At 68.9% G+C, this 12,040-nt stretch carries 6 protein-coding genes; 3 read left to right on the forward strand and 3 right to left on the reverse strand.

Annotated features, from left to right (window positions below; all coding sequences use genetic code 11):
* Positions 1 to 3: 3 nt before the first annotated feature.
* Both BLV60_RS09510 and BLV60_RS09515 read right to left on the reverse strand, forming a co-directional pair.
* A complete protein-coding gene (locus BLV60_RS09510; RefSeq protein ID WP_093053583.1) occupies positions 4 to 1,170 on the reverse strand; it encodes an MlaE family ABC transporter permease in 1,167 nt (388 codons plus the stop codon).
* 144 nt (positions 1,171 to 1,314) lie between these two features.
* On the reverse strand, positions 1,315 to 2,244 hold the full coding sequence (locus BLV60_RS09515; protein ID WP_093053586.1) for a LysR family transcriptional regulator: 930 nt from the start codon (positions 2,242 to 2,244) through the stop codon (positions 1,315 to 1,317).
* Positions 2,245 to 2,362: 118 nt separating this feature from the next.
* On the opposite strand from BLV60_RS09515, the gene BLV60_RS09520 reads away from it, so the two are divergent.
* From BLV60_RS09520 to BLV60_RS09530, 3 genes are all read left to right on the forward strand, one after another.
* On the forward strand, positions 2,363 to 3,871 hold the full coding sequence (locus BLV60_RS09520; protein ID WP_093053588.1) for a CoA-acylating methylmalonate-semialdehyde dehydrogenase: 1,509 nt from the start codon (positions 2,363 to 2,365) through the stop codon (positions 3,869 to 3,871).
* 145 nt (positions 3,872 to 4,016) lie between these two features.
* Positions 4,017 to 9,719: an alpha-2-macroglobulin family protein gene (locus BLV60_RS09525; RefSeq protein WP_093053590.1), complete on the forward strand. Its 5,703-nt coding sequence runs from the start codon at positions 4,017 to 4,019 to the stop codon at positions 9,717 to 9,719.
* Positions 9,720 to 9,727: 8 nt separating this feature from the next.
* A complete protein-coding gene (locus BLV60_RS09530; protein WP_093053593.1) occupies positions 9,728 to 11,365 on the forward strand; it encodes a GMC family oxidoreductase in 1,638 nt (545 codons plus the stop codon).
* Here BLV60_RS09530 and tetR read toward each other — a convergent pair.
* Positions 11,307 to 11,996 carry a tetracycline resistance transcriptional repressor TetR gene (gene tetR / locus BLV60_RS09535; protein ID WP_093053596.1) on the reverse strand — a complete coding sequence of 230 codons (690 nt, stop codon included), beginning with the start codon at positions 11,994 to 11,996 and terminating at the stop codon, positions 11,307 to 11,309. The two genes, BLV60_RS09530 and tetR, sit on opposite strands and share 59 nt — an antisense overlap.
* Positions 11,997 to 12,040: the final 44 nt, after the last annotated feature.

Genomic DNA, 12,040 nt, shown 5'->3' on the forward strand with positions numbered 1-12,040 from the left:
GTGTCAGGCCCTGAATCCGATGCCCTTGAAGAGCACTGCGAAGAGCGCGTCTACGAGGATCACCGCGGTGATCGACGTGACGACCGACTGCGTGGTGCCGCGCCCGAGGCTCTCGGTGTTGGGCTTGACCTTCATGCCGAAGTAGCAGCCGATCAGCGCAATCAGAATGCCGAACACCGCCGACTTGGCCAGCGCCAGCCAGAGGTTTGAAATCGGCACCGCGCGCGGCAGCGCCGAAAGAAAGTAGGCGGGCGAAATATTGAGCGCCGCATCGGCCGCCAGCATGCCGCCCGCGAGCGCCGCCATCGAAGTCCAGAGGCTGATCAGCGGCATTGCGATGGCCAGCGCCAGCACGCGCGGCATCACGAGGCGAAAGCCGTGCGGGATGCCCATCACGCGCATTGCGTCGAGTTCTTCCGTTACCCGCATCACGCCGATCTGCGCCGTGATGGCCGAGCCCGATCGCCCGGCGATCAGCACGGCTGCCAGCACCGGCCCCAGTTCGCGGATCAGCGAGAGCCCGAGGATGTTCACCACGAAAGTCTCGGCGCCGTACTGCCGCAATTGCTGCGAGATCAGGTAGGCCAGCACCACGCCGATCAGCAGCCCGACCAGCGCCGTGATGTGCAGCGCCGTGGCGCCGAACTGATACAGGTGCCCCGAGAAATCGCGCCACGGCCCGCGGTGCGGCGCGCGAATCAGCCGGCCCACGTCGAGCGCCAGCTGGCCGATCAGGCTTGTGAAGTCGCGCACCACGTACATCGCGCGCGGCCCGTTGTGCGAGAACGCGCGGATGCGGTCGCTCAGCGAGGGCGGGGGCTCGTCCGGCGTGGCGACGGTGTACTGCGCCACCTGGTCGAGCACGGCCTTGTGCTGCGGCAACATTTCGAGCGTGGCCGGCCACTGGTGGCGCCAGTGTTCCCACAGCAACTGCGCGCCGATGTGGTCGAGCTGCCCGATGGGGCGCAGGTCCCAGGCGCGGTCGTCGGCGGGCGGGGCGGTTTCCAGGCTTTTGGCCAGCGCCTGCCAGGCCGGCTTGGACGACATCGCCAGCGTGGTCCAGCAGCCGCTGGCCACCGTCCACTGGCGGCCTTCCTGCTCCCGCTGCTCGACGCGAGGCCACGCGCTGTCGGCGGCGGAGGCGTCGGCAGTCGATGTGGCAGGGGACATAGGGCGGGTGAGCGGGAAAGTTAACAAAGGCGGGGGTGGAAGCGCGCATCGTAACCGGGTGCATCCTGTGTGAAGGTGCTCCAGACCCCTCGTTTGCGTAGGGCACAACGCCGTTTCTTCGGGTTTTCTTCAGGGCAGGTGCGATCACGCTGAAAAGCCCTCGGACAGGGCTTCACGCAACCACCCCACAAAGGCCGTCACAGCCTGCGGCACATGCGTGGCGTAGGGCCGTATTGCATACAGCCGCTCGCCGAAAGCACCCACCGAGCGCCACTGCGGCAGCACCTGTTGCAGCTTGCCCGACTGCAGCGCCGCCTGCGCGCTGAAATCGGGCACCAGCGCAATGCCAAGCCCGCTCAGGGCCGCATCGCGCAGCGCCTCGCTGTTGTTCGCGACCAGCGGCCCCGAGACAGGCACCGTGATGCGCGGTGCCGAGGCCTTTGCCTCGAAGTGCCAGGTCGGCGTTTCCTGCGCGCGCGGGTAGTGCAGGCAGTCGTGCTCCGCCAGCGCCTGCGGCTCGCGCGGCGTGCCGCGGCGGCGCAGGTAGGCACGGCTGGCCACCAGCACCGAGCGGGTTTCGCACAGCGTCCAGGCCACGTGCGTGTCGGGCGGCGCGGCCGTGTGGCGGATGGCCAGGTCGAAGCCCTCCATCGCCAGCGAGCTGAGCCGGTCCGACAGATCGAGCTCGAGGCGCACCTCCGGCTGCACGCGCAGGAAGTCGGCCAGCCGCGGCACCAGCTGCTGGCGCGCGAAGGCCACCGGCGCCGTTACCCGCACCAACCCGCGCGGCACCCCCGCGAGATCGCGCACGCCCGCGAAGCTGTGGGCAATCTGCTCGAAGGGGCCGCGCATGTCTTCCACCAGCCGCTGGCCGGCCTCGGTGAGCCGCACGCTGCGCGTGGTGCGCTGCACCAATGGCGCGCCGGCCGCGCGCTCCAGCTCGGCGATGCGCTGGCTCATGGCTGCCTTGCTCACGCCCAGGCGCAGCGCCGCCGCCGTGAAGCTGCCCTGCTGCGCCAGCACCGTGAGCCAGTGAAGGTGCGTCCAGAGCGACTCGATATTTTGGGGTTTCATGGTTCTATTGTTCGCTATTCTGAACAATAAGTTCAGTCTTCGTGACTAGGCGCGGAACAAGGTGCTGCCTAAACTGATTGCACTCCTCCGCCAGTAAAGCCTTCTCAAAGCCCTCCCCATGCCCACCTCCATCGACCACTTCATCGCAGGCAAGCCTGCCGCCAACACCTCCGGCCGCACGCAGGACGTGACCAACCCCGCCACCGGCGCCGTCACCGGTAAGGTCGGCCTGGCCGACACCGCGCAGGTCTCCGCAGCCGTCGCCGCCGCGCAGGCCGCCTTCCCGGCCTGGGCCGACACCCCACCCATCCGCCGCGCGCGCGTCATGTTCAAGTTCCTGCAGCTGCTCAACGAGCACAAGGACGAGCTGGCCCACCTCATCACCGCCGAGCACGGCAAGGTCTTCACCGACGCGCAGGGCGAAGTCAGCCGCGGCATCGACATCGTCGAGTTCGCCTGCGGCATTCCGCAACTGCTCAAGGGCGACTTCACCGACCAGGTGAGCACCGGCATCGACAACTGGACGCTGCGCCAGCCGCTCGGCGTGGTCGCCGGCATCACGCCCTTCAACTTCCCGGTGATGGTGCCGATGTGGATGTTCCCGGTGGCCATTGCCGCGGGCAACACCTTCGTGCTCAAGCCCAGCCCGACCGATCCGAGCGCCTCGCTGCGCATGGCCGAACTGCTGACGGAAGCCGGCCTGCCCGACGGCGTGTTCAACGTCGTGCAGGGCGACAAGGCTGCGGTCGACGCGCTGCTCGAGCATCCGGACGTCAAGGCCATCAGCTTCGTCGGCTCCACGCCCATCGCCAACTACATCTACGAAACCGGCGCCCGCCACGGCAAGCGCGTGCAGGCTCTGGGCGGCGCGAAGAACCACATGGTGGTGCTGCCTGACGCCGACATCGACCAGACGGTCGACGCCCTCATCGGCGCGGGCTACGGCTCTGCCGGCGAGCGCTGCATGGCCATCAGCGTGGCGGTGCTGGTCGGCGACGTGGCCGACAAGATCATTCCCAAGCTCATCGAACGCACGAAGACACTGAAGGTGCTCAACGGCACCAATCTCGCCGCCGAGATGGGCCCGATCGTCACGCGCGCCGCGCACGAGCGCATCACCGGCTACATCGACCTGGGCGAGAAGGAAGGCGCGAAGCTGCTGGTCGACGGCCGCAACTTCAATGGCAGCACCGCCGGTGAAGGCTGCGGCGACGGTTTCTGGATGGGCGGCACGCTGTTCGACAACGTCACGCCCGAGATGCGCATCTACAAGGAAGAAATCTTCGGTCCGGTGCTCAGCTGCGTGCGCGTGGCCAACTTCAAGGACGCAGTCGACCTGGTCAACGCGCATGAGTTCGGCAACGGCGTGAGCTGCTTCACCCGCGACGGCAACGTGGCGCGCGAGTTCAGCCGCCGCATCCAGGTCGGCATGGTCGGCATCAACGTGCCGATCCCGGTGCCCATGGCCTGGCACGGCTTCGGCGGCTGGAAGCGCTCGCTGTTCGGCGACATGCATGCCTACGGCGAAGAGGGCGTGCGCTTCTATACCAAGCAGAAGTCGGTGATGCAGCGCTGGCCCGAGAGCATCGGCAAGGGCGCCGAGTTCGTGATGCCGACTGCCAAGTAAAAGCAGGCCCCCCGGCCACCGTCGCCGGGGTCTCTCCGATCCTTCGGGTTCTGAAACGTTTCTTCCGTAGAGTTCGCCATGACCGCCTAGAAACCCGGACGCATCCCGCGTCCAGCATCAGAAGACCAGAGAGGACCGAGGAGACATGGCTGCGAACAACAACACGAGGACTTTCCGAAACCCGGCTTCGGCCGGCGGCGCGCTCTGGCGGCTGCTGGCCCTGGCCGTGGCGCTCGTTGCGGCGCCGACGCTGCACGCTGCCGGCGTGCTCAGCGTGAGCCCGCAAGGCGAAGCGCGCGACGTGCGGCAGGTGTCGATCCGCTTCGACGCCGACATGGTGCCGCTGGGCCAGAGCGAAGGCGCCGAGCCCGCGAACGTGCAGTGCTCGCCGCAGACGCCGGCAGGGCGCGCGCGCTGGATCGGTCCGCGCGCCTGGGCCTTCGAGTTCGAGAAGGATGTGCGTGGTGGGACGCGATGCAATGTCGTGTTCAAGGCTGGGCTGAAGACGCTGGCGGGCGAGGCCGTGACCACGCCGCCGGCCGCGAGCTTCGTGGCCGGCCCCCATGGTTTCTCTACTTCCTTTCCGGCCGAGGGCTCGCAGGTTGCGCCCGACCAGGTCTTCCTGCTGCGCCATTACGACCCCCAGCCCGTGGGTGATCCGCAGACGCTGGCGGCCGGCTTCACCTGCGAGCTGCGCGACGGCGACAAGGTGCAGAGCCAGCCGGCAGAGCTGGTCACCGGGGCCGCCCTGGCCTCGGCGCTGCGCGCAGCCCAGTCGGGTACCTATGCCTTGGCACTGCGCTGTGCGCAGCCGCTGCCCGAAGGCGTGCAATTGCGCTTGCGCCAGGCGCCCGTGGGCGGTGCCGAGCCGAAGCTCTTCAACTACACGACTCGTCCGCGCTTCACCGCGCGTGTCGAGTGCACGGTGCTCGACTACCCCCAGGGACAGAAGGCCTGCGACCCGCGACGGCCGGTCGAACTGACTTTCTCCGCCGGCATCGGCCTCATGAGGTCCGGCGGCATTCGCCTGACCGACGCGTCGGGCGCCGACCTGTCTTTCGATGCCGTCGACACATGGCGTCGTGACGAGGTCCGGCAGTTGCGCGTGATGCCGCCCAAGGGCAGCTTCGGCGAGGGAACCCGCTTCACTGCGCGCCTGCCCGAAGACTTCCGCGACGTGCTCGGCCGGCCGCTGGTCAACGCGTCGGAGTTTCCCAAGACAGTCGAATTCGCTCGCCTGCCGCCATATCTGGGTGTGGCCAACTCTCTCGCCGTCATGCCGTGGCAAGCCGGCAAGTCCGACGCAGTGGCGGCCTTTGCCGTGCGCCGCGTCGAGAAGTCGGTGCCGCTGCGGCAATGGCGGCTCGGCGGCGAGATGGGCGTGGGCATCGAGGCCTACGCCATCGAACTGCTGCAGAACCAGCAGGCCGGCCAATGGCCCACCGAAGAGCTGAACGCCAAGGCAGGGGCACCGCGTACATCGACGCTGGCCACGCAGGGCGATGCAATGGAATTCGTCGGCGTGCCGCTCGCCGCGCCCGGCTTGCACGTGGTGCGCGCCGACAGCGCCGCCTTCACGCAATACATCGACACACGCCCGCTTGGTCCGAACGAAACCCGGGATGCCTCGCCACGCCAGCGCTATGCGGTGGTGCAGGCCACCAACCTCAACCCCGGCGCGAGCTTCGGCAATGCAGGTGCTTCGGTGATCTGGGTCACCGCGTTCGACAGCGCCAAGCCGGTGGCGGGCGCCGACGTGGCCGTGTACTCGTGCAACCGCGAACTGCTTTGGCGCGGCAAGACCGACGCGCAGGGCCTGGCCCGGCCGGACGAGGCCTTGCGTGGCAAGCTGGCGTGCAGCAACAACACCCGCGCCGTGACGCCACGCTACGGTGGCGGCGGCAACAACAGCCCTTGGGTGGTGGTGCGCGCCGGCGACGACATGGCGCTGATGCAGGTCTTCGCAGGGTGGAACGGCTTTCCCGTAGGCCGCGATGCGCAGAACTTCCGTGCCCACACCGTGCTCGACCGCACGCTGTTCAAGGCAGGCGAGACCGTCAGCATGCAGCACGTCGTGCGGCTGCTTGAAAGCCGCGGCTTCGCGCTGCCGCCGGCAGGCACGCTCGATATCGAGATTCGCTACAGCTGGAGCGACAAGGTGAGCACGTCCAGTGTGCCGCTCGGCCCCGACGGGAGCGCCACCAGCCAATGGACGATCCCGTTCGACGCCAAGCTCGGCAACTACACCGTGTTGGTGTTGCAGGGCGGCCGGCAGCTGGCCAGTGCGCAGTTCCAGGTCGAGGAGTTCCGCACGCCGGTGTTCGACAGCGAACTGCGCACCAAGGCGCTGTGGGAGCGCGACGCTCAACTCGCGGTGGTCGATGCGCGGCTGAGCTACTTCGCCGGCGGCGCCGCGGCCGGGCTGCCGGTGACCGTGCAGCAGGGCTGGGCGCGCCAGGTGCAAGGTCCGCAGCCCGGCTACGCGTTCTACGACGAAACGCTCGATGCCGTGCCTGCCATGCCGCCGTCCATTCCACCGCAGGCCACGAAGCTCGATGCCGCCGGCAGGACGCAACTGCGGCTCAAGGCGCCATCGCTGGAACGGCCGATGCTGCTGCAGACCGAGCTGAAGTTCCAGGACCCCAACGGCGAAACCCAGACCGTCGGCGCCAGCACCATGCTGTGGCCCGACCGCATGAAGCTCGGCCTGCGCGTGCGGGCGAAAGACCGGGATCGGCCGCAGGCCATCGAAGGCATTGCACTCGACGACCAGAACCGGCCGGTGGCCGACGAACCCGTGAGCGTGCGTGTCAAGCCGGTGCAGCGGAACTGGAACAACGGACAGATGCGAATCACCGACCTCGGCCCCGAGGTGGATGTGTGCAGCACCCGCACCGACGCGCAAGGGCGGTGGGCCTGCGAGTGGCAGTTACCCGCTGCAGTGTCGGGCCAGCAGGTGCCCGAGCAATGGCTGTTCAGCGCGAGCGCCAGCAGCCTGAAGCACAGCCGCGCCGTCGTGCGCACCAACATGCTGCAGTACCGCTGGACACTGGGCTGGCAGGAGGCGCTGGCCCGTTCAGCGCTGCAGCTGGAGAACGGACCGGCCTTCGGCCCTGGCGAGACCGCCATCGTGATCGCGCGTCCCGAGCGTCTGCCGGCGAACCTGCTGCTCACCGTGGAACGCGAAGGTGTGATGGCAGCCAGCGTGCATGCGATCACCGCGATGGCGCAGCGCATCGAACTGCCGCTGACTGCGCAACATGCGCCCAACGTGCATCTGGCGGCGCGCTATGTGTATCCGCTGCAGGACGCAGGCAAGGACGCACCGCTGGCGAGCGTGCAGCGCGCGGAGGTGCCGGTGCGTCCCGACGCGTGGACGCTTTCCGTCGGTTTGCGTCCCGAGGCTGCAACGGCGCGGCCGCGTACGCAGCTGCCGATGGAAGTCGCGGTGCGCGATGTCGCCGGCCAGCCCGTGGGGGGCGCGCGCGTGACGCTGGTCGCGGTGGACCAGGCCCTGCTGGCGCTCAAGCCCAATGGCACCTGGGCGCTGGCCCGGGCGATGTTCGCGGCGCGCGGCAACTCGGTCATCAGCACGGCGCTCGATGCCCGCCTGTTGCGCCGGGTCGAGCTCGGTCTGCAGCCGCAGCACCGGCCGGACGACGAGGCCGCGCGCGGCTTGTTCGGCGCCGTACCGGGCGCTCCGGCCCCGGTCGCGGCCGCCGCGATGCGCGCCTCGAAGCCGGACGCGCCGGACGAGCCGCCCCCGCGCACTGACCTCTCCTCGCTCATCCTCTGGCGCACCGACCTGCGCACCGACGCCCAAGGCATCGCCCGCGCCACCGTCCCGCTCAACGACGCACTCACCCAGTTCCGCATCGTCGCCATCGCCAGTGCGGGCGAGGCGCAGTTCGGCCAGGGCGAAACCACCATCACCAGCACGCAGCCGCTGCAGATCTTCAGCGGCCTGCCAGAGCTGCTGCGCGCGGACGATGCCATCGTGCAGAAGCTCAGCCTGCGCAACACCGGCGCGTCGCCGCTCGCTGTGGTGCTCAAGGCCGAGGCCGTCGTCGAGCCCAATGGCGAATGGTCCGGCGCACGCGATGTGGTGCCCGCCGATGCATTGGCCGCGCGCGGCCTGAAGATCGAGCGCCGCGTGCAGCTTGCGGCCGGCCAGACGCAGGAAGTGCTGTGGCCTGTGGCCGTGCCCGGTGGTGCCAGTACGCTGCGCTGGCGCATCAGCGCGCAGGGCGGCGAAGAGCGCGACGCGCTGGAGATCACGCAGCGCGTGGTGCCAGCACTGACCGCCACGGTGCGCCAGTCGACGCTGCTGTCGGTGGCCGACGCGGGCGCGGTGCCCGTCGTGCAACCGCGCGATGCCGTGCCGCTCACAGGCGGCGTGCGCGTGGCGCTGCAATCCAGCCTCGTGGATGCGGCACTCGCCGAATCGACGCGCTGGATGGCGCAGTACCCGTACAGCTGCCTCGAGCAGCAGAGCTCGCGCTACGTGTCGCTCGACGACCGCGCGAGTTGGGACCGGCTGATGACCCAGCTGCCCAAGTACATCGATGGCAAGGGCCTGGCGCGCTACTTCCCCGAGTCCTCGCTGTCCGGCAGCGAGATGCTCACGGTGCAGCTGCTCGACCTCGCCCACGCCAAGAGCTGGCCTGTGCCCGAGGCCCCGCGCCGCCAGATGCTCGATGCGCTCGATGCCCTGCTTCAAGGCCGCCTGGCCGCGCAAGACTGGGCGCCGCGCAATTACCTGGAGCCGCAGCAACTCGCCGCGCAGGCCACGCTGGTGGAGCATGGCCGCGCGAAGATCGTGGTCAAGCCCAAGGCGCTCGACGCGCTCTCGGCCCAGTCGCTGGTCGACTGGTCGCGCGCGCTCATGGCGATGCCCGCCGATGCCGAGCGCGATGCTGCGCTGAAGGAAGCCGGCGCGCAGCTGCGCAGCCGCTTCGACGTGCAGGGCACGCGCCTGCGCTGGCGCGATGAATCGTCGCTGCACTGGTGGTGGTTCATGTGGAGCGGCGACAGCACCGCCGCGCGCATGGCCCTGCTCGCGCAGCAATGGGCCGAGACCGACGCAAGCTGGAAGGCCGATGCGCCGCTCATCACGCAAGGGCTGGTCGGCCGCCAGAGCGCTGGCCGCTGGAGCACCACCACCGGCAATGCCTGGAGCACGGTCGCGCTGCGCCGCTTCCAGCAGCAGTTCGAAGCCGGCCCGGTCGATGGCACGACGCGCGCTACGCTGGGCCGCGCCACGCGCGATGCGGCATGGACCGATGCCAAGGCCCCAAGCATGCTGCTGCCCTGGCCAGCCCAAGGCGCGCAAGGCACGCTGCAGCTGCGCCACGAAGGCAGCGGCAAGCCATGGGCCACCATCAGCACGCTGGCAGCAGTGCGCAACACGCAGCCCGTCGCCAACGGCCTCGTGGTGCGCCGCAGCGTCACGCCGGTCGAGCAGAAGCGCAAGGGCCAGTGGTCGGTGGGCGACGTCTACCGGGTGCGGCTGGACCTCGAATCGACCGCCGAGCAGACCTGGGTGGTGGTGCGCGACGCCGTGCCCTCGGGCGCGAGCCAGCTCGGCCGCGGCCTGGGCCGCGAGAGCAATCTCGCGCAGCGCGGCGAGACCAGCGAGGGCTGGGCCTGGCCCAGCTACATCGAACGCGCCACCGACAGCTACCGTGCGTACTTCCGCTACGTGCCGCGCGGCAACTGGCGCGTGGAATACACCGTGCGGCTGAACAACGCGGGCGACTTCAAGCTGCCCCCGGTGCGCGTGGAGGCCATGTACGCACCCGAAGTTTTCGGCGAGGGCACCGCCCAGACCATGACCGTGAAACCCTGAGAAAAAAGATGAGAGACAACGACAACACCTTCGACTACATCATCATCGGCGCGGGCACCGCCGGCTCGCTCATGGCGAACCGGCTCAGTGCCGACAAGAGCAAGCGCGTGCTGCTCATCGAAGCGGGCCGCAAGGACGACTACCACTGGATCCACATTCCGGTGGGCTACCTGTACTGCATCGGCAATCCGCGTACCGACTGGCTCTACAGCACCGAGCCCGACGCCGGCCTCAACGGCCGCGTGCTGCGCTACCCGCGCGGCAAGACGCTGGGTGGCTGCTCCAGCATCAACGGCATGATCTACATGCGCGGCCAGTCGCGCGACTATGAGCACTGGGCCGATCTCACCGGCGACGAAGGCTGGCGTTGGCAGAACGTGCTGCCGGCCTTCAAGAAGCACGAGGACTTCTACCTCGGCGCCGACGAAATGCATGGCGCCGGCGGCGAGTGGCGCATCGAGAAACAACGCCTGCGCTGGGACATCCTCGACGCCTTTGCCGAAGCCGCTTCGCAGGCCGGCGTGCCGCACACCGCCGACTTCAACCGCGGCAACAACGAAGGCGTGGGCTACTTCCAGGTCAACCAGAAGAACGGCTGGCGCTGGAACACCGCCAAAGCCTTCCTGCGCCCGACCTGCTATGGCAGGCCCAACTTCGAGCTCTGGACCGGCGCGCAGGTGTCGCGCCTGCTGTTCGAGACGCTGCCCGACGGCACGCGCCGCTGCACCGGCGCCGAGGTGTGGAACGGCAGCGAGATGACCACTGCGCACGCCACGCGCGAAGTGATCCTGAGCGCGGGTGCCATCGGCTCGCCGCAGATCCTGCAGCTCTCGGGCATCGGCCCGGCCGATCTGCTGCGCCAGCACGGCATCGACGTGGTGCTCGACGCGCCAGGTGTCGGCGCCAACCTGCAAGACCATCTGCAGATTCGCGCGGTCTACAAGATCGAGGGCGCGCCCACGCTCAACGTGATGGCCTCGTCGATGGTCGGCAAGGCGAAGATCGGCCTCGAATATCTGCTCAAGCGCAGTGGCCCGATGAGCATGGCACCGTCGCAGCTCGGCGCCTTCACGCGCAGCTCGCCTGATCGCGAATGGCCCAATCTGCAGTACCACGTGCAGCCGCTGTCGCTCGACGCCTTCGGCGATCCGCTGCACAGCTTTCCGGCCTTCACCGCGAGCGTGTGCAACCTCAACCCCACGAGCCGGGGCTCGGTGCGCATCAAGAGCAAGCGATTCGAAGATGCGCCGGCCATCGCGCCCAACTACCTGAGCACCGACGAAGACCGCAAGGTGGCGGCCGATTCGCTGCGCGTCACGCGCCGCATCGCCGAGCAGCCTGCGCTTGCCAAGTACAAGCCGCAGGAGTGGAAGCCCGGCGTGCAGTACCAGACCGACGAGGACCTGGCGCGCCTGGCCGGCGACATCGCCACGACCATCTTCCATCCGGTCGGCACCACGAAGATGGGTGCCGGGAGCGACCCGATGGCCGTGCTCGATTCGCAACTGCGGGTGCGTGGGATTCAGGGCCTGCGCGTGGTGGATGCGGGCGCGATGCCGACCATCACCAGCGGCAACACCAACAGCCCTACGCTGATGATGGCGGAGAAGGCCGCCGGCTGGATTCTCGGCGGGGCCGGGGGCTAGCCTCGGCGGCCTGGCCTTTGCCCGCGAGGCGCGCCTTCGCGCCTTCGAGCATCAGGTCGACGCCGATCTCGAACAGCGCGTCGGGCCCGGCCCGGCGGTAGTGGGCGAACGCCTCTGCCAGCAGCGGGCGCGAGGCTGCGGCGGCATCGAGCGCCTGCTGGCGCATCTCCGCGTCGGGCGGCGCCGCCTGTTCTTCCAGCACGCAGCCCACGGTGTAGCGTCCCAGCGCGATCAGCAGCGTCATCGCCTGCGTCGCCGGCACGCCCAGGTTGACCACGGCCGCGAGCTGGGCCTCGACCATGTCGAGGTCGCCCGGATCGGGCTCGGAGCCGGCATGCAGCCGCGCGCCGTCTCGCCGCGCCAGCAGCGCGCGGCGGAAGCTGTGCGCGTTCTCGCGCAGGAACCCGTCCCAGGTCTCGCCAGGCAGCGGCAGCTTGCGCTCGTGGGCGCGGTGCAGGATCTCGCTGTTCATCGCGTCGAGCAGAGCCCGCTTGTTCTTGAAATGCCAGTACAGCGCGGGCTGCTGCACGCCGAGCCGCTCGGCCAGCAGCCGGGTGCTGAGCTTGTCCATGCCGACCTCGTCGAGCAGCGCAAGCGCTGCCTCGAGGATCACTTCGCGGTCCAGTTTCATGTCGATGTCGATGCCAGTTCGTGCGGGTACTTCACAGCCTGGAA

Origin of the sequence: Variovorax sp. YR634 (assembly GCF_900106655.1) — a bacterium.
Classification (GTDB): domain Bacteria; phylum Pseudomonadota; class Gammaproteobacteria; order Burkholderiales; family Burkholderiaceae_C; genus Variovorax.

Bases quoted from the DNA above. Each gene is read 5' to 3' on its own strand.
- BLV60_RS09520 (WP_093053588.1), top strand. From the start codon at position 2,363: ATGCCCACCTCCATCGACCACTTCATCGCAGGCAAGCCTGCCGCCAAC.
- BLV60_RS09515 (WP_093053586.1), bottom strand. From the start codon at position 2,244: ATGAAACCCCAAAATATCGAGTCGCTCTGGACGCACCTTCACTGGCTC.
- BLV60_RS09510 (WP_093053583.1), bottom strand. From the start codon at position 1,170: ATGTCCCCTGCCACATCGACTGCCGACGCCTCCGCCGCCGACAGCGCG.
- tetR (WP_093053596.1), bottom strand. From the start codon at position 11,996: ATGAAACTGGACCGCGAAGTGATCCTCGAGGCAGCGCTTGCGCTGCTC.
- BLV60_RS09525 (WP_093053590.1), top strand. From the start codon at position 4,017: ATGGCTGCGAACAACAACACGAGGACTTTCCGAAACCCGGCTTCGGCC.
- BLV60_RS09530 (WP_093053593.1), top strand. From the start codon at position 9,728: ATGAGAGACAACGACAACACCTTCGACTACATCATCATCGGCGCGGGC.